Annotated in this window: 21 protein-coding genes and 1 pseudogene; 10 read left to right on the forward strand and 12 right to left on the reverse strand. The window is 72.0% G+C overall.

All coding sequences use genetic code 11. From position 1 onward, the window contains the following. Positions 1 to 1,516, forward strand: a 1,516-nt coding sequence (locus E1283_RS14215) for an MMPL family transporter (RefSeq protein WP_132818386.1), incomplete at its 5' end; no start/stop codon positions are given. Here the strand turns inward: E1283_RS14215 and E1283_RS14220 are convergent. The 3 genes from E1283_RS14220 to E1283_RS14230 all read right to left on the reverse strand — a co-directional run bounded on the left by E1283_RS14220 (position 1,440) and on the right by E1283_RS14230 (position 4,197). Next, entirely contained in the window at positions 1,440 to 2,549 is a 1,110-nt protein-coding gene (locus E1283_RS14220; protein ID WP_132818387.1) for an aminoglycoside phosphotransferase family protein, read from the reverse strand. The genes E1283_RS14215 and E1283_RS14220 overlap by 77 nt on opposite strands. A gap of 88 nt (positions 2,550 to 2,637) precedes the next feature. Beyond that, positions 2,638 to 3,330 (reverse strand): HAD family hydrolase, encoded by a 693-nt coding sequence (locus tag E1283_RS14225; RefSeq protein ID WP_132818388.1) that lies wholly within the window; start codon positions 3,328 to 3,330, stop codon positions 2,638 to 2,640. Beyond that, a complete protein-coding gene (locus E1283_RS14230; protein WP_207930397.1) occupies positions 3,331 to 4,197 on the reverse strand; it encodes a GntR family transcriptional regulator in 867 nt (288 codons plus the stop codon). A 156-nt stretch (positions 4,198 to 4,353) separates the two neighbouring features. Between E1283_RS14230 and E1283_RS37260 the strand changes: the two genes are divergently transcribed. Beyond that, on the forward strand, positions 4,354 to 4,536 hold the full coding sequence (locus E1283_RS37260) for a hypothetical protein (protein ID WP_165956117.1): 183 nt from the start codon (positions 4,354 to 4,356) through the stop codon (positions 4,534 to 4,536). Positions 4,537 to 4,560: 24 nt separating this feature from the next. On the opposite strand, the gene E1283_RS14235 is transcribed toward E1283_RS37260, so the two are convergent. Then, the gene (locus E1283_RS14235; protein ID WP_132818390.1) at positions 4,561 to 5,808 is read right to left on the reverse strand and encodes a GNAT family N-acetyltransferase; all 1,248 of its coding nucleotides are present in this window, start codon (positions 5,806 to 5,808) and stop codon (positions 4,561 to 4,563) included. Positions 5,809 to 6,145: 337 nt separating this feature from the next. Between E1283_RS14235 and E1283_RS14240 the strand changes: the two genes are divergently transcribed. Next, the gene (locus tag E1283_RS14240) at positions 6,146 to 6,571 is read left to right on the forward strand and encodes a Fur family transcriptional regulator (protein WP_132818391.1); all 426 of its coding nucleotides are present in this window, start codon (positions 6,146 to 6,148) and stop codon (positions 6,569 to 6,571) included. 37 nt (positions 6,572 to 6,608) lie between these two features. Continuing rightward, a complete protein-coding gene (gene ygfZ / locus E1283_RS14245) occupies positions 6,609 to 7,583 on the forward strand; it encodes a CAF17-like 4Fe-4S cluster assembly/insertion protein YgfZ (RefSeq protein ID WP_132818392.1) in 975 nt (324 codons plus the stop codon). A 110-nt stretch (positions 7,584 to 7,693) separates the two neighbouring features. On the opposite strand, the gene dtd is transcribed toward ygfZ, so the two are convergent. Continuing rightward, positions 7,694 to 8,119, reverse strand: a complete 426-nt coding sequence (gene dtd, locus E1283_RS14250; protein WP_132818393.1) for a D-aminoacyl-tRNA deacylase — start codon at positions 8,117 to 8,119, stop codon at positions 7,694 to 7,696. Positions 8,120 to 8,266: 147 nt separating this feature from the next. Here dtd and E1283_RS14255 point away from each other — a divergent pair, with 147 nt between their 5' ends. Genes E1283_RS14255 through E1283_RS14265 form a run of 3 tightly spaced genes read left to right on the forward strand, consistent with a single transcriptional unit; the run spans position 8,267 to position 10,590 of the window. Beyond that, on the forward strand, positions 8,267 to 8,794 hold the full coding sequence (locus E1283_RS14255) for an RsiG family protein (RefSeq protein WP_425086170.1): 528 nt from the start codon (positions 8,267 to 8,269) through the stop codon (positions 8,792 to 8,794). A 57-nt stretch (positions 8,795 to 8,851) separates the two neighbouring features. Continuing rightward, complete coding sequence (locus tag E1283_RS14260) at positions 8,852 to 9,769, forward strand: asparaginase (protein WP_132818394.1); 918 nt, start codon at positions 8,852 to 8,854, stop codon at positions 9,767 to 9,769. 59 nt (positions 9,770 to 9,828) lie between these two features. Then, positions 9,829 to 10,590 (forward strand): SDR family oxidoreductase, encoded by a 762-nt coding sequence (locus E1283_RS14265; RefSeq protein ID WP_132818395.1) that lies wholly within the window; start codon positions 9,829 to 9,831, stop codon positions 10,588 to 10,590. Positions 10,591 to 10,629: 39 nt separating this feature from the next. On the opposite strand, the gene E1283_RS14270 is transcribed toward E1283_RS14265, so the two are convergent. Next, complete coding sequence (locus E1283_RS14270) at positions 10,630 to 11,226, reverse strand: heme-binding beta-barrel domain-containing protein (RefSeq protein WP_132818396.1); 597 nt, start codon at positions 11,224 to 11,226, stop codon at positions 10,630 to 10,632. Between the two features lie 406 nt (positions 11,227 to 11,632). Here E1283_RS14270 and E1283_RS14275 point away from each other — a divergent pair, with 406 nt between their 5' ends. Further along, entirely contained in the window at positions 11,633 to 11,995 is a 363-nt protein-coding gene (locus tag E1283_RS14275; RefSeq protein ID WP_132818397.1) for a DsrE family protein, read from the forward strand. Between the two features lie 139 nt (positions 11,996 to 12,134). Here the strand turns inward: E1283_RS14275 and E1283_RS14280 are convergent, their stop codons facing one another. From E1283_RS14280 to E1283_RS14300, 6 genes are all read right to left on the reverse strand, one after another. Continuing rightward, on the reverse strand, positions 12,135 to 12,422 hold the full coding sequence (locus tag E1283_RS14280; RefSeq protein ID WP_132818398.1) for a DUF1416 domain-containing protein: 288 nt from the start codon (positions 12,420 to 12,422) through the stop codon (positions 12,135 to 12,137). 13 nt (positions 12,423 to 12,435) lie between these two features. After that, positions 12,436 to 13,275: a sulfurtransferase gene (locus tag E1283_RS14285; protein WP_132818399.1), complete on the reverse strand. Its 840-nt coding sequence runs from the start codon at positions 13,273 to 13,275 to the stop codon at positions 12,436 to 12,438. 139 nt (positions 13,276 to 13,414) lie between these two features. Continuing rightward, positions 13,415 to 13,516: a putative leader peptide gene (locus E1283_RS39695; RefSeq protein WP_341829925.1), complete on the reverse strand. Its 102-nt coding sequence runs from the start codon at positions 13,514 to 13,516 to the stop codon at positions 13,415 to 13,417. A 122-nt stretch (positions 13,517 to 13,638) separates the two neighbouring features. Next, a complete protein-coding gene (locus E1283_RS14290; RefSeq protein WP_165956118.1) occupies positions 13,639 to 14,358 on the reverse strand; it encodes an LmeA family phospholipid-binding protein in 720 nt (239 codons plus the stop codon). Positions 14,359 to 14,542: 184 nt separating this feature from the next. Next, complete coding sequence (locus E1283_RS14295; RefSeq protein ID WP_132818401.1) at positions 14,543 to 15,379, reverse strand: hypothetical protein; 837 nt, start codon at positions 15,377 to 15,379, stop codon at positions 14,543 to 14,545. 32 nt (positions 15,380 to 15,411) lie between these two features. Further along, positions 15,412 to 15,678, reverse strand: a complete 267-nt coding sequence (locus tag E1283_RS14300; RefSeq protein WP_132818402.1) for a MoaD/ThiS family protein — start codon at positions 15,676 to 15,678, stop codon at positions 15,412 to 15,414. A gap of 275 nt (positions 15,679 to 15,953) precedes the next feature. Between E1283_RS14300 and E1283_RS14305 the strand changes: the two genes are divergently transcribed. Together E1283_RS14305 and E1283_RS14310 are read left to right on the forward strand one after the other, a co-directional pair. Further along, the gene (locus E1283_RS14305) at positions 15,954 to 16,712 is read left to right on the forward strand and encodes a winged helix-turn-helix transcriptional regulator (protein ID WP_132818403.1); all 759 of its coding nucleotides are present in this window, start codon (positions 15,954 to 15,956) and stop codon (positions 16,710 to 16,712) included. An 81-nt stretch (positions 16,713 to 16,793) separates the two neighbouring features. Next, positions 16,794 to 16,906, forward strand: a pseudogene (locus tag E1283_RS14310) (FAD-binding protein); the annotation flags it as partial.

Here is a 16,906-nt window from a genome sequence, read left to right on the forward strand (position 1 = left end):
GGTGTTCGCGGTCGGCTCGGCCGTCGGCCTGGTGGTGATCGCCTCCCACGCCTTCACCGTCGCCGACTACACGCCCTACGTCATGCTGCTCGTCGGCCTCGGCGTCGGCATCGACTACGCGCTGCTGATCTTCGCCCGCTACCGCACCGAGCTGATCGCCGGCGCCACCCCGGAGCGCGCCGCCTCCACCGCGCTGGACGCCGCCGGGCGCACCGTGTTCTTCGCCGGCTGCACCGTGATCGTGGCGCTGCTCGGCCTGATGGCGCTCGGCCTCGGTTCGCTCCAGGGCGTCGCGCTCGCGGTGGCGCTCACCGTGCTGATGACGGTGCTCGCCGCGCTGTCGCTGCTGCCCGCGCTGCTCGGCGTCTTCGGGAAGCGGTTCGCCCGCCAGTTCACCGCCCGCGCCGCGAAGCGCGCCGCCCGGGGGAAGGCCACCGAGGGACGGGCGTGGCGGCGGATCGCCGACGCCGTGCAGCGCAGGCCCGTCGCGGTGCTGCTGGTGGCCGTGGCGGCGCTCGGCGCGCTGGCCACCCCCGCGCTCGGCCTGCGGCTCGGCTTCGCGGACGCCGGCAACGACCCGGTGGCCAACACCAGTCGGCAGGCGTACGACCTGCTCGCCGAGGGCTTCGGGCCGGGCTTCAACGGGCCGCTCGTGGTGGTCGTCGACGGCGGCACCGAAGGGGCGGAGGCGGCCGGCGCGGCCGCCGTGGAGACGCTGGACGGCACCCCGGGCGTCGCCGGGGCCGTCGGGCCGATCCCCACCGAGGACGGCGCGGTGGCCACCGTGATCGCCTTCCCCGACTCGGCGCCGCAGGACGAGGCGACCGCCGACCTGGTGACCGAGCTGCGCGACGCCGTGCTGCCCGCGCTCGCCGAACGCACCGGCGCCGACTACCTGGTGGGCGGCGCCACGGCGGCCGTCGACGACTACGCGGCCACCGTCGCCGCGCGGATGCCGCTGTTCGTCGGCATCGTGGTCGGCGTCTCGGTGCTGCTGCTGATGATGGTGTTCCGCTCGGTGCTGATCCCGCTCAAGGCCGCGCTGCTCAACCTGCTCAGCATCGGCGCCGCGCTCGGCGCGATGACCCTGGTCTTCCAGGAGGGCGCGTTCGGCGTCGAGCCGGGCCCGATCGAGGCGTTCATGCCGGTGCTGATCTTCGCCATCGCGTTCGGGCTCTCGATGGACTACGAGATCTTCCTGGTGTCCAGGATCCACGAGGAGTGGGTGCGGAGCGGCGACCACCGGGCGGCCGTCCGGGAGGGCCTGGCGCACACCGGCTCGGTGATCACGGCCGCGGGGGCCATCATGATCGTCGTCTTCGGCTCCTTCATGCTCAGCGCCGACCGGATGCTCCAGCAGATGGGCTTCGGCATGGCGGTGGCGATCTTCGTCGACGCGGTGGTGATCCGGTGCCTGATCGTGCCCGCGGCGATGCGGCTCATGGGCCGCCGGGCCTGGTGGCTGCCCGCCGGTCTCGATCGAGTGCTGCCGCGGGTGCGACTGGAGGGGCACTGACGTACCAGGCCGCGTAGGCCGCCTCGACGGCCCTGGGGCCCGGCACCCGGCCGAGCCCCAGCGGCCGCGCGGCCTTCCGCATCGCGCCGTGCACCATCTCGACGGTGCGCGGCAGCTGTTCCGCCAACTGCGCCGGCGGGGTGGCCTGCACGACGTGGGCCTGTCTGATCACGTCGGTGAACACGGACTGGACCCGCTTGTACGCCAGGTAGCGCGGCAGGTCCCGGGCGAGGGCGTCGGCGCTGCCGGGCAGCACCACGTCCATCGTCCTGGCCCAGGACAGCAGCAGCGCGTGCTCCTGCTTGGGCGGGTAGCGCATCAGGTGGAGGTGGGTGGCCAGGTCGTAGAGCGGGTCGCCGATCAGCGCCAGCTCCCAGTCGATGGTCCACAGTCTGCCGTCCGACTCGGCCACGATCAGGTTGTCGCGGTGCAGGTCGCCATGGAGCAGGCAGAAGGGGCGGTCGGTCAGCCGGGCCGCCTCGCGGGCCAGCGGCCCGGTGGGGGAGAGGACGGTGGGCCCGATGCGCAGCGCCGTGAACAGGTCCTGGAGCAGCGGGCGGTGGACGGCGTAGACCCGGCGCCTGGTGAAGCGGATCAGGGTCTGGAGGAACTGTGTGCTCGTGTGCGGACGTAACACCGGTGGACAGCGGTGCACGAGTGCGAACGCACTTGGCTGGATTGCGGCCAGCTCGCCGAACAGGCCGACGATCTGGGTTAGTTCGGATCCGGACAGGGCCGTTCCTGGAGGTCGGAGGGCGGACAGCGGCTGTCCCTCGATGTAGCCGTGTACCCGGAGTTCGTCGTCCGTGCCCACCAACTTGTAGACGGGCGCGATGCGTTGCATGCCGAGGAGGGCGAGCTCGATGAGCACGTCCTCCTCGTTGACGAAGCAGCGCGGATCAAAACGGGTGACACCGGGACGAGTTCGGCCGGTCTTGAGGCGACCGAGCGCCGCGAGTTCGCCCTCCGCCTCCACGACCTCCCAGTCGCGGTGGTTTCCGCGAAGGGTGGGCCGTGGCAGCGGTTGGCTCATGATGTTCTTCCCCCGGGAGCCGATGGTACGAGTGACAGCACGGTACGCCCCGATCAGTGCGGCTGCCGATGGCTCAAAAAGACCTGTTTCAGTCCAGTGTCGGGGTGATCAACGCCGTCAACACCTGCTCGAGCGAGGTCACCACGTGCTCGGCTCCGGCCACCCGGAAGTCCTCCCCGCCCGCCTCGCTGGTGGCGTAGCCGAGGAACGGCACACCGGCGGCTCGCGCGGCGGCCAGATCGGCGATGCTGTCGCCGATCATCAGGGCGTGTCCGGGCGCGGTTCTGGTCGAGGCCAGGGCGCGCAGCAGGGAGTCGGGGTGCGGCTTGAGTCGGGTGACGTCCCGGTTGCGGCCGTGTACCCGACCGCCGACGTATCCCGAGAGCTTGTGCTGGTTCAGGTAGTGCTCGGCGGCCAGCGGTGAGTTGTTGGTGGCGATCGCCACCTGCCGGCCGCGGGTGGACAGGGCCGCTATCAGGGCCGCCGCGTAGGGAGTTGGCTGTGCCGAGGCGGCTGCGGTGACCTCCTCACGGGTGAGCGCCGCCTCCAGGCGCGATACGACTCCGAGGCCGGGGCGCTGCCCGGCGATCCCCCGCAGCACGTGGTGCGGGTCGGCCGAGTCCAGTAAGTCGGCGGTCAGCAGCGCCGACAGGGCCAACTCGGTGGCGAGCTCGCGCAGCCGCCTGGCGATCGACTCCGCGGAGCGGACGGCGAACAGGCGGCACACCGGACCGTCGAAGTCGAAGAGAACACAGTGAGCGTTACTGATGAGTCCCCTCATCTAACCGAGTGTGAGCGGTTGGGCAAGCGTTGACCAGAGGGACTCGAACCACTGCTGTGACTCTTCAACAAACGCGGTGTCGGAGGAGGACCTGAAAACCTTGGAGTTGAGGCCCAGGACGTCGTAGATCTCCATCTGCTGCTCCTCGAACTCCACCACCCGCGGCACTACCTGGTAGTAGGCGCTGAGCACCTCGGTGCCGTTGAGCAGATAGAGCTTCTGCACGGGAGTGATGGGCACGGCCCTGATCTCGACGTTGACCTTGGGGACGAGCCGCATCTCGCCGAGCGAGGTCAGCTGGTGGCGCAGCGAGGTGGAGAAGGTGCGGGTGATCTGTCGCAGCCGGGCCAGGGGGCGGCGGTCCGAGGGGTCGGAGACCAGCCGGGGGTAGGCGAGCGGCGCGTCCGGGTTGGGCAGCAGCACCCGGATGGAGATCGAGCGGGGCGTCAACTCGCCCGCCGAGATGGCGATCAGCGGGCCGGCGAGCGCCGAGTTCAGGGTCTCGGTGGTGAGACAGAACGCGTCGATCGAGATGTCCTCGGCGTGGAAGGCGACGGCGATCCGGTCGGCCACCTCGGCGCTGGCCGGGCGTGGGCTGTCCCGGCTCGGCGCGGCCACCAGGGCCGGCGCGCCGCGCCCCCTGGTGCTGACGTAGCCCTCCCGCTCCAGGATGGCCAGTGCCTGGCGCACGGTGGTCCGGTTGGTGCCGAACTCCTCCACCAGAGCGCGCTGGGTGGGCAGCCGGGCGTTCTGTCGCAGCTCCCCCTTGCGTATCCGGTCACGCAACACCCCCGCCAGGTGGTCTGGAGAGAGCAGGTCACCGGGGTGTTGCGGGGCATCGCTTTCCGGGGCGATCTCCTGACTCACGCCGTCACCATACAACTTTCGGCCAGATCCGGAAGGTTGATAAGAGGACGTTTCTAGTTGGCCGCCAACTGGGGAAAACAAGCGTATAGTTGGCGTACAACTTAGACAACTTCCGGGAAGTTCTCCCGGGTTGACGTGATGTGAGGAGAGGTCACGATGGTTTCGACGATCGCCTTGGCTGCCCTCGGCATCGCGGTGGAGCGGGCAGTCGACATCCAGTGGGGTCTGCCGGGGCTGATCGGCCTCCTGATCCTGCGGACAGGGCTGCGCAAGCGCAATTTCACCTGCGCATGCGTGGGCACGACGGTGCTGGTGACGTTGGTCGTGGTAGCGGTCTGACGACGGTGCGGACCGCGTAGCGAATCAGAAGGTGTCCGGGCACCAAGGGCGTCGGCCCGTGCGGAACAGCGAGTCCGCGCGGTCCGGCGCTCCCGTCGTTTCCGCGTCCAGCAGGCCGGCGTCGGCCAGCCGCGCCGCGGAGGCGTCACCGAGGTAAATGCTCGACAACGTGCCGGTGTCCAGCGTCAGATCGGCGCTCCTGGTCGTCGGCGCACAACTCGCCCCGGCCTCCGAGACGTCCAACAAGTAGCGCCCGTCGGACAGCCCCAGGGGGTCGCGGATGTCCAGCACGAGCGCTCCGGTGGCCGAGTAACGACGGGCGGTGAGCATCCCCGGGACGTCGAGCGGCCTGATCCACAGCAGGTCCGACTCGCCGGTGATCGCCGCCGCGCGGGCGTTCGGCAGCAGCAGCGGCAGCAGCGAGTCCGGGTCGTGCTCGTCGGCGCGCAGCTCGGTCACCCAGTCCACGGAGAGCAGGAACCGCCACAGCGCCCGCTCGGCGCCCGGCGTCGCGGCGTACAACTTGCGGATCCTGGCGACGTTGGCGGGCTGGCCGGCCTTCCAGACGTCCTGGACGTCGAAGACGACGATGCCCTGCGCCACCCCCGCCGGATCGCGGAACAGCGCGTAGAAGGGCTCCTTCCACCCGCCCGGCTCCCAGCGCAGCTCGCCGGTCTGCCGCTCCCAGAACGTCGAGTTGAGGTCGACGGCGCCGGCCCGGGTGCGCCGGAACCGGTCGTGCACCCCGGGACCCTCCTTGCGGACCTCCGCCCCGTCGACGAACGCCACGGTGCCCTCGGCCTCGGGCAGCGTCCAGCGCGGGTCGAGACCTGCCAGGGGCCTGTCCACCCGGCGGTCCGTGAGCACGGCCGCGGGGCCGAAGCCGTACCGGCCGTAGATCCGGTACTCGGCGGCGGCGAGCGTGGCCACCACGTCGCCGCGCTCCTTGGCGGCCGCCAGGTCGGCGCCCATCATCCGGCTCAGCAGCCCGCGCCGCCGGTGCGTCGCCGTCACGGTCACGCCGGACACGGCGTCGGCCGCCACCACGGCGCCGCCCGGCACCGTCAGCTCCTGGGCGAAGCTGCGGAAGGTGGCCACGCAGCGGTCGCGGTCGAAGGCGCCCCTGGCCCGTGACATGTCGCTCCGCGCCCGCCGCTCCGCCAGGTTCTCCGCGCTCGGCGGCTCCGCGGTCAGGAATCCGGTGTAGACGGCACGGAACCAGGCGTCCTGGTCGTCGGCACTGTTGGCGACGTCGCGAATCTCAAGGGCCATGCGGCCGAGGCTACGTCCCGCCCCGGATCGCTGGCCAAGGATTTTCCCCGAGTGTTTCCCCGCGCCACGCGACGCGCTGGTACCGATCCGTTCACAGCTCTGTCGCGGTCCCGGCCAAGATCGTCGCCGCGGCGCCGAAACGACTAGGCTGCCCGTGGGCCCTTCCGTGACCGCGGCTACTCGGTGCCGAAAACGGCTGCCGCGATCACGACCGGCCCGGAGGCACTTACGGTGGCTTGACATTCGAGGCCGCAGGATGAGTAACGCCTCCCGCACGGACCCCGCCGATTCCCCTCGGGCGGGGTCCGTGCCCTTCTCTCCGCCTACACTGGGCCGGGTGGCGAGCACCGACTGGCAGACCGATCTGCGCAACCGCGGATACCGGCTGACCCCGCAGCGGCAGCTGGTGCTGGAGGCTGTCGACAGACTGGAGCACTCGACGCCCGAGGACATCCTCACCGAGGTGCGCCGTACCGCGGGCGGCGTGAACATCTCGACGGTCTACCGGACCCTGGAGCTCCTGGAGGAGCTCGGGCTGGTCTCGCACACCCACCTCGGCCACGGCGCCCCCACGTACCACCTCGCCGAGCGGCACCACCACATGCACCTGATGTGCCGGGACTGCGAGAAGGTCGTCGAGGCGGACGTGGACCTCGCGGCCCCCTTCGCGGCCCGGCTCCGCGAGCGGTTCGGCTTCGACACCGACATGAAGCACTTCGCGATCTTCGGCCGCTGCCGGGACTGCCAGGCCCGCAACGGCTAGGCCCTGGGACGGGTCCCGGCCGCCGTACGCTGGAGGCATGTCGTCCTATGCCAGCCCGTTGCTGTCCCTGCCAGGTGCCGTGCCCGCCGAGGGCCAGGACGCGGGGGTGGCCGCGCACTACGGGGATCTGTTCCGCGAGCAGCGCTCGCTCGCCAGGGGCGAGGGGTTCGTCGACCTCTCCCACCGGGACGTCGTCACCGTTGGCGGCCCCGAACGGCTCGCCTGGCTCCACCTGTTGATCACCCAGCACGTCACCGAGCTCCGGCCCGGGCACGCCACCGAGGCGCTGATCCTCGACGCCAAGGGCCACATCGAGCACGCGCTCTACCTGGTGGACGACGGCGAGACGGTCTGGCTGCACACCGAGCCGGGCGCGGCCCCCGCCCTGGTCGGCTACCTGGAGAGCATGAAGTTCTTCTACCGGGTCGAGGTCGCCGACCGCACCGCCGAGTTCGCCGTGGTGTGGCTGCCGGCCGGCTCCATCGCCCCCGCCCCGCCCGGCGTGGTGGCGCGGGAGGTGGCGCACGGGCGCGAGCTGTTCCTGCCGCGCGCCGGCCTCGCGGGGTTCGCCGAGCGCGTCGGCTCGCCGGCCGGCGCGCTGGCCCTGGAGGCGCTGCGCGTCGAGGCGCACCGGCCGCGGCTCGGCCGGGAGACGGACCACCGCACCATCCCGCACGAGCTCGGCTGGCTGGAGACGGCGGTGCATCTGCACAAGGGCTGCTACCGGGGCCAGGAGACCGTGGCCCGGGTGCAGAACCTGGGCCGTCCGCCGCGCCGCCTGGTCTTCCTGCACCTGGACGGCAGCGAGGTCACCATCCCCGAGCACGGCGACCCCGTCCGGCTCGCCGCCGACGGCCAGGAGGGCCGCCAGCTCGGCTTCGTCACCACCTCGGCCCGCCACCACGAGCTGGGCCCGATCGCGCTCGCCCTGGTCAAGCGGAACGTGCCGGTCGACGCCGAACTGCTGGCCGGCTCCACGCCGGCCGCCCAGGAGGTCGTCGTCGAGCCGTAGCGCCGACGCTCCGCCGGGGGAGCCGGCGGGCGACCGCGGGCCGTCCGGTGCCCGCGGCAGGCGGCCGGCGGGGCACTCGGCCTCCCACGACCCGGCGCGCGCCCCGCGCGTCAGACCTCCAGCAGCACCGTGAACGGCCCGTCGTTGGTGAGGGACACCCGCATCCTCGCGCCGAACCTGCCGGTGGCCACGGTCGCGCCGAGCGCCCGCAGTTCGGCCACCACCGCGTCCACCAGCGGCTCGGCGACCTCGCCGGGGGCGGCCGCCTGCCAGGTGGGGCGGCGGCCCTTGCGGGCGTCACCGTAGAGAGTGAACTGGGAGACCACCAGCAGCGGCGCCCCCACGTCCGAGCAGGACTTCTCGCCCTCCAGCACCCGCAGCGTCCACAGCTTGCGGGCCAGCCTGGCCGCCGTCTCAGCGGTGTCCGTGTGCGTGGCGCCGACCAGCACGCACAGACCCTCGCCCACGATCTCACCGACCGTCTCGCCGGCCACCTCGACGGCCGCGCCGTCGACCCGTTGCACCACCGCTCGCATGCCGCCCATGATGCCGGAACGTTCCGCCAGCGGGTGCCGCGAGCCGGAGCCATCCGGATGGGTGCCAAAGCGCTGCGCACGATGGGTACACAGTGACACGATGCGTGCCACGGGGTACGTACCGCGCGCCACCGCACCGAAATGGGGATGAGGGGACAAAACCGCATGATCACACCGGGCGCCCTGTGGCGTGACGTCCAGCCCGATCTGCGGGCACTGTCGCTGGCCGAGCTGCGCGAACTGCGCCGCTCCGCACAGCGCGAGGAGGCCGATCTCAGCTTCGTCCGCCGGCTGTTGCAGGGGCGGATCGACATCCTGGAGGCGGAACGCCGCCGCCGGATCGTCCCCGAGGCCAGGCTGCTCGACCAGCTGCCGCGCATCCTCGCGGACGGCCCGTCGCAGCACCGCTCCTCCGCCCGCCATGTGACGCTCTCCACGCCCGCCAGCGAGGAGTACCGGCGGCTGGCCGAGGAGATGCTGGGCGAGGTCGAGCTCTCCAACCTCGGAGGGCTCAGCGACGAGGTGCTGCACAACGCACTGGCCCGACTGGCCCGCTGGGAGGCCGAGGTGTCCCGCAGACGCCAGGCGCTGCACCGCACGGCGGACGGCTGCGGCTCCGAGATCGCCCGCCGGTACCGTGAGGGGGAGGCGCAGGTGGACGACCTGCTCGCCTGAACCCCACCGCACCACCGCACCACCGCACCAGCGCACCACGCCGAGAAAGGCCCCCGCATGCCGCCGTCCGACATAGCCGCGACCGTCGACGTTCCCGTACTGGCGGAGGTGGTCCGCTCCGGCCTGGTGGAGGGCAGGCACCGCGGCTCGCTGGTGATCCTGGCCGCCGACGGCACCGTCGAACTGGCACTCGGCGACGTCACCGGTCCCTTCTACCCCCGGTCGAGCAGCAAGCCGATGCAGGCCGTCGCCGTGCTGCGGGCCGGCGTCGAGCTCGCCGACGAGCGGCTGGCGATCGCCGCCGCCAGCCACGCGGGCGAGCCCTTCCACCAGGAGCTGGTGCGGGCCCTGCTGGCCGAGCACGGCCTCACCGAGGACGCGCTGCGCTGCCCGCCCGACGGCCCCGAGCACAGCAGGGTGGCCATGAACTGCTCGGGCAAGCACACCGCCATGCTCGCCGCCTGCGTCACCCGCGGCTGGCCCGTCGCCTCCTACACCGACCCCGACCACCCGCTCCAGCGGCTGGTCACCGAGACCGTCGAGGCGACCACCGGGGAGCCGGTGGCGCACACCGCCGTGGACGGCTGCGGCGCGCCGCTGCTCGCGTTCTCGCTGACCGGTCTCGCCCGCGCCTTCCGCGCCTTCGTGCTCGCCGCCCCCGGCACCCGGGAGCGCCGGGTGGCGGACGCGATGCGCGCCCACCCCGAGTACGTCGCCGGCACCGGGCGGCTCGACACCCTGGTGATGCGCGGGCTGCCCGGCGCGCTGTCCAAGATGGGCGCCGAGGGCGTCCACGCGCTCGCCCTGCCGGACGGCCGGGCCGTCGCGCTCAAGATCGAGGACGGCGCGGCCCGGGCCCGCGGCCCGGTGCTCGCCGCCGCGCTGCGCCGGCTCGGCGTCGACGCCTCGGCGGTGCCGGCCGAGCCGATCCACGGCGGTGGCGCCGAGGTCGGCGAGGTCCGCGCGGCGTTCTGACCCGCGCCCCCTGGCAGGATGGCCGACACCGGAGTGACCGGAGCGAAGGGAGCGCGCACATGGATCTCGGCCTCGCCGATCGGGTCTACGTGGTGACGGGCGGCAGCAAGGGCCTCGGCTACGCCACCGCCGAGGCGCTGGTGGCCGACGGCGCCAGAGTGGTGCTGGCGGCCAGGGACGAGGGGAACGTGGCGGCCGCCGTGGACCGGCTCGGGCCCGCCGTCGCCGTCGGCGAGGTCGCGGACCTGGCCGACGCCTCGGCGGCCGAGCGGCTCGTCGCGCTGGCCCACGAGCGGTTCGGCCGGCTCGACGGCGCGTTGATCTCGGTCGGCGGCCCGCCGCCCGGCACCGCGGCGAGCGCCACCGACGAGCAGTGGCGGGCGGCGTTCGAGACCGTCTTCCTCGGCGCGGTGCGCGGGGCGCGCACGGTGGCCGGGCGGCTCGCCGAGGACGAGCGGGGCGGCGCCGTCGCGCTGGTGCTCTCCACCTCGGTGCGGTCGCCGATCGCCGGCCTCGGCATCTCCAACGGGCTGCGGCCCGGCCTCGCCATGGTGGCGAAGGACCTGGCCGACGAGTTCGGGCCGCGCGCGGTGCGGGTCTTCGGGCTGCTGCCCGGCCGCATCGCCACCGACCGGATGCACGACCTGGACGCGGCCTTCGGCCCGGCGGCCAGGGAGCGCGCGGTGGCGGCCATCCCGCTGGCCCGCTACGGCGAACCCGCCGAGTTCGGCAGGACCGCCGCCTTCCTGCTCTCGCCGGCGGCCGGCTACGTCACCGGCTCGATCATCCCCGTCGACGGCGGCGCGCTGCGCACCATCTAGCCGACGGGGTCCGGCGGGTCCGGCGGGAGGCGGGACGCGTCAGCGGAAGAAGGCGATGCCGTCGTCCGGGAGGTCCTTGAGGTCGGCGACCCACTCCCGGGGGTCCACCGCCTTCTTCAGCTGCGCCGACATGTAGGGGCGCAGCGGGGACTCCGGGGTGGCCTTCTTCTCGCCGACCCACATCAGGTCGCCGTTGACGTAGCCGTAGAGGCGCTTGCCGCCGGAGTACGCGGGGGACTCGGGGGTGCGGGCGACGGCGTCGGTGGCGAGGTCGATCTGCGGCTTGCCGTCGGCCAGTTCGCCGTACCAGATCTCCGCGACGCCCTGGTCGCGGATCATCACGATCTCGATCTGCCGGTCCCTGACGCGCCAGTAGCCGTGCTCCGACTCCAGGGGGCCAAGCCGGTTGCCCTCGTCGTCCAGCCGCCATGTGTGGGAGACGTACTCGACGAAGTCACGACCGTCATGCGAGAAGGTGGCCTGTTGGCCGAAGTTGCACGCACCGCTGTCGGTGCCCTCTTGCCCTTCGCCCGCCGGGGGCTCGAAGCCCTCCGCCACTCCGGCGCCCTGCCAGGTGCCGAGCAGGAAGGCGAGCGGCACGAGCGAGGGATGGAGGTCCGCTGGGATCTCGATCATCGGCTCAGCGCTGGCCCTGGTAGAGCTTCTTCACGACCAGGCCTGCGAAGGCTGCGGACCCCACGACGACCAGCGCCATCAGGGTGATGAAGAATGCCTCGAGCACGGGCCCTCCTTGGACCGGTCGTTACCTTGCACCGTGAGTCTAGTGGCCGCCTTCGGGTAAGGCTCAGTGAGGGTAGGCCGAGTGAGGCTCGCCGCTTGCATGCGCCCTTGACCGTTTTGTGATCACTGCGGATGAACGCATTTGAGCCTTCGCGCGTCTAAGGGCGTGGAAAGGATGTGATCATGAATTGTCCGAACTGTGGCGGGACGATGCACCAGGGCCCACAGGGTGACTGGGTCTGCGGGATTTGTGGTACGTCCCGTTAGTTCCGCCGCATCGTAGCCGAGCTACGGTGACGGCATGGCTGAGAAACTGGTGATCAAGGTGACGGCCGGTGCCGACGCCCCCGAGCGTTGTTCGCAGGCCTTCACGGTAGCGGCGGTGGCCGCCGCCAGCGGGATCGAGGTCTCGCTGTGGCTGACCGGGGAGTCGGCGTGGTTCGCCCTCCCTGGGCGTGCGGACGAGTTCGAGCTGCCGCACGCGGCTCCGTTGTCCGACCTGATCGCCGGTATCCAATCGGGGGGGCGGATCACTCTGTGCACGCAGTGCGCCGCCCGCAGGGGGATCAAGGAGGAGGATGTGCTCGACGGGGTGCGGATCGCCGGCGCTCAGGTGTTCGTGAGCGAGATCATGCCGGACGGTGTGCGAGCCCTCGTCTACTGATACCTACGTCCACTGAAGCTGCGTGGAGAATCGTCGACGAGCCTTCACGGACAGCGGGACTGTCCGTCGTCAACGGGGGAGAAACGGAGGCCGCGGCCCGAGCCGGGCGCGGCCTCCGTGGTGCGTGGCGCACCATCCGTCAGACGGCGATGACGACCTCGGTCAGGCCGCCCTGCTGGGCGACCACCGTGCGGTCGGCCGTGGCGCCCGGCACCAGGGCGCGCACGGTCCAGGTGCCTTCCGCGGCGTAGAAGCGGAACTGGCCGGTCGCCGAGGTCGGCACCTCGGCGGTGAACTCGCCACCGCTGTCCAGCAGCCGGACGTACCCGGTCACCGGCTCGCCGTCCCGGGTGACCGCACCCTGGATGGTGGTCTCACCGGCCTTGATCCCGGCGGCGTCGGGGCCGCCCGTCTTCGCTCCGCACATCGCTGTCTCTCCCTTACTTGGCGGGGCCGGTCTCGACCGGCACGCCGACCAGCGAGCCGTACTCGGTCCAGGAACCGTCGTAGTTCTTGACGTTCGGCACGCCCAGCAGCTCGTGCAGCACGAACCAGGTGTGCGCCGACCGCTCGCCGATCCGGCAGTACGCGATGGTGTCCTGGCCCAGGTCCACGCCCTCGCCCTGGTACAGCTCCGTCAGCTCGTCCTCGGAGCGGAAGGTGCCGTCGTCGTTCGCCGACTTCGACCACGGGATGTTGCGCGCGGACGGGATGTGGCCGGCCACCTGGGACTGCTCCTGCGGCAGGTGGGCGGGGGCCAGCAGCTTGCCGACGAACTCGTCGGGGGAGCGGACGTCGACCAGGTTCTTGTTCCCGATGGCCGCCACCACCTCGTCGCGGAAGGCGCGGATCGAGGAGTCCTGCTCCTTGGCCCGGTACTCGGTGGCCGCCCGGCTCGGCACCTCGTCTACCAGCTCGCGGGCGTCCAGCTCCCACTTCTTGCGGCCGCCGTCCAGCAGGCGGACGTCCTCGTGGCCGTACAGCTTGAAGTACCAGTAGGCGTAGGCCGCGAACCAGTTGTTGTTGCCGCCGTAGAGCACCACGGTGTCGTCGTTGGCGATGCCCCTGGCCGAGAGCAGCGCCTCGAAACCGGCCTGGTCGACGAAGTCGCGCCGGACCGGGTCCTGGAGGTCCTGCCGCCAGTCGATCCGGACGGCGTTCCTGATGTGGTTCTTCTCGTAGGCGGAGGTGTCCTCGTCCACCTCCACGAGCACCACCTTCGCGTCGTCGATGTGCTCCTGCACCCAGTCGGCGTCCACCAGGACGTCACTGCGGCTCATGCTGTTCTCCTTCAGCGATCTGCGGGGACCTGCGGGATCTGTGTGATCTGCGGTGGGATGGCGCCCCGGGAGCGCGGGTGGCACCCGGGCGCGGGGAGAGCGCGCAGCGCGGCGACGCCGCGCGGAAAGGGGGTGGCCGTCAGCCGACGTGGCGACAGAGCATGGCGGCGACGCGGCAGAGGTCGACCGCCCGTCGCTTGGTGAGGCCCCCGGCCGGGGTGCCCGCAGCCTGTCGCGTCATGGGGGCGATCGTAACCGGTCGGATGCCGGTTATGTCACGGCCGTTCCGGATGCTGAGACGTAGGTGACCGCGAAGTGGAACGGTCGGTGTTTTCCTGGCGTCCGGCGTCCGGACGCCGGGGGTCAGCCCAGGCTCACGTTGGCGCCGCTGATCGTGATCCGCACGCCGTCCTCGGTGGGCTCCACCGTGTCGAGGTCCACCCCGTCCGGCAGCCCCGTGATGGTGCGACCGGTGTCCAACTGCTCGCGGATCATGCTCTGGACATCGGCCCCGCCGACGTCGGGTATGTCGTCCTCGTTCACCTGGAGCCGCACCGCCTCGTCCTCCAGCACCAGCTCGCCCGGCACCTCGCCCACGTCCACGGTCTGCCCGAACGCGGTGGCCTGGAGGGTCAGCAGCAGCCGGCCGTCGCCCGTGTAACCGAACTCGACGCCGAACCCGGAGTCGCTGACCGCCAGCAGCTCCCCGTAGGCCCTGGTCATCTCCTCGTAGGAGATCAGGCCGTCGCCCTCGGCCCGTTCGGCCGTGGCACCGGAGAAGTCGCCGGCTATCTCCACGTCGCGCAGGTCGGCGGAGAGCTCCGAGATGGTCAGCGCCTGACCGTCGACCTCGGCCTGGTAGTCGTCGAGGCCGAGCGTCACGTGGTTCAGGTCGCGGCCGAGCGCCTGGGTGAGGAAGGGGAAACCGTTGATGGTCACGCTCGGCTCCGACGTGAGCCCCAGGCTGGTCCTGGCCTGGGAGGCGACCTCGCTCTGCGCGAAGCGGACCGCCACCCGGTCGGCGATGACGGCGAGCACGGCGAGTACGCCGAGCACGATCAGACTTATCCGCAGTGCGCGCATCGGGTCTGTTTCCCCCATGGTCATTCGGGACACGTGGTCACGTGGACACGCGTGGTCGCCCGTGGTCGTCGGTGCGAGGTGTCGCGAGCGTAACGCGCGCGAACGCGCCGCCGGGGGGTGGGTCGGGGCTTGCAGCACGCCCGTTACACGGGCATACCGGGGCGCCGGGCCGTCGCTCCCGGTGTCACAGCAGGGCCAGCCCCAGCAGGTAGGCGGCCGGGGCCGCCATGGTCAGGGGGAGCGCCACGCCCGCGGTGAAGTGGACGAAGCGGGAGGGGAAGTCGTAGCTGGCCACCCGCAGCCCGATCAGCGCCGAGACGCCGCCGGCCGCCGCGAACGCCATCGCGTCCGTGCCGAGGTCCGTCAACGGCTCGGCGATCGCGCCCGCGCCGGCCGCCGCGCCCAGCGCCAGCACCGGCCAGACGAACGGCAGCCGCAACGCCGCGAACCAGGTGGCGGCCGCGACCCCGCACATCGTCACCGCCACCGCGTCGCCCGAGATCGCGGTGGCGGCCAGATAGCCGGTGGCCACGCCGGTGAGCAGGGTGGCCGCGGCCGTCGCGGTCAGCGAGTCCAGCCGCTCGTCCGCCGAGCCGTGGTGGCGCAGCTGGAGCACCAGCACCAGCAGGAACCACACGCCGAGCACCGCGAGCAGCGCCTCCGGCTCCTGGCCCTCGTCCACGACGAGCAGCAGCGCCGCGTCGGCCGCCAGGCCGCCGGCGAAGGCCAGGGCGATGCCCTGCCTGGCCGGCCACATGCCGTTCAGCCGGAACCAGCCGGCCGCCGTCACCGCCTGGAGCACCACGAGCGCCGGCAGCAGGGCCCACCGGTCGAGCGGCGCGGTGGCCGCGAAGACGCCGGCCAGCGCCATGGTCAGCAGCGCCGGCTGGACGCCCGGGCTGATGATCGGCGACCGCGCCCGGTGCCGGCCGGCCGCCCGGGCCTCGCCGTCCTGACCGCCCTGCTCGTCCTGGCCGTCCTGGCCGGTGGGCACGTTCACCACCACGTTCACCTCTGTCACATCCGCCTCATGGGTTCTGGGCCGGTTCGGCTTCACCGGGCACCGCCCGCGAAGGGTGGCAGCACCTCGACCGTGCCGCCCTCGGGCAACGGGACCGTCCCGTGGTCGCGCGAGCCCACCTGCTCGCCGTTCACCAGGAAGGAGCAGCGTTCGAGTACCCGCGCGAAGTCCGGCCGGTCGACGTGCCGGCTCCTGGCCGCCTCCAGCGCCCCGGCGAGCGTGCTGGCCTCGTACGCCTCCTCCGCCGTTCCGGCGGCGGCCTTCGCCGCCGCCCAGTAACGGATCGTGCCGCTCGCCATCCGGCCACTCCCTCTTCTCCGCTGTCCCGCGTCCTGCCGCGCGCACGTGGTGTGCCGCACCATGATGGACTCCGGGCGCACGCGTGCACGCGCCGGCCCACGGGGATGCGAGCAGCCAGTGTGATCCGCGCCCCTGCGCAAGGTGAAATGTTTCGGCTATGCTGCTGGCCAAAGAAGGATCCGGGCACTGAAGCCATCCCGGGTCCTTTCGCGCTTTCTGGGCAGAGCCGCTCGAATCGTCCCCGCGCCAGGACTGAGGAAGGAACGCCCCCCGAATGAGCTCACTGCTACTCCTGACCAACGCCCTCCAGCCGTCGTCGCAGGTGCTCCCGGCCCTCGAACTGCTCCTGCACAACGTGCGCGTCGCACCAGCCGAGGGCCCCGCACTGGTGGACGCCCCCAGCGCCGACGTCATCCTCATCGACGGCCGCAAGGACCTCCCGCAGGTGCGTTCGCTCTGCCAGCTCCTCCGCTCCACCGGCCCCGGCTGCCCGCTGCTGCTGATCGTCACCGAGGGCGGCCTCGCCGCCGTCACGGCGGACTGGGGCGTCGACGACGTCGTCCTCGACACCGCGGGCCCCGCCGAGGTGGAGGCCAGGCTGCGGCTGGCCACCGGCCGCCAGCAGCTGACCAACGACGACAGCCCGATGGAGATCCGCAACGGCGACCTCTCGGTGGACGAGGCGACGTACAGCGCCAAGCTCAAGGGGCGGGTCCTCGACCTGACCTTCAAGGAGTTCGAGCTCCTCAAGTACCTGGCGCAGCACCCCGGCCGGGTCTTCACGCGGGCGCAGCTGCTCCAGGAGGTCTGGGGCTACGACTACTTCGGCGGCACGCGGACGGTCGACGTCCATGTCCGGCGGCTGCGGGCCAAGTTGGGCCCCGAGCACGAGTCGCTGATCGGCACGGTGCGGAACGTCGGCTACCGGTTCGTGGTGCCGGAGAAGGACAAGTCCGCCGAGAACGAGCACGCGCGGGCGGTGACGCGGGAGGCCGAGGCCCTGGTGAAGGAGGCGGCGGCCCGCCGGCGCTGACCCCGTCCACGACCCGTTCCATCCCGCAGGGCCCCGACCGGCCGGCACCGCCGCCCAGTCGGGGCCCCTGCCGCGTACCTCAGGTTCTGCAACGCGTACCGCATCCAGGTCGCCGCCCGTGGCCAGGGGCACGGCACGTACGGGCAGGCGCAGGTCGACGGCGGTCTGGTCATCGAGACCGAACAGCTGGACGG

The organism is Streptomyces hainanensis (assembly GCF_004348415.1).
Taxonomy (GTDB): Bacteria; Actinomycetota; Actinomycetes; order Streptomycetales; family Streptomycetaceae; genus Streptomyces; species Streptomyces hainanensis.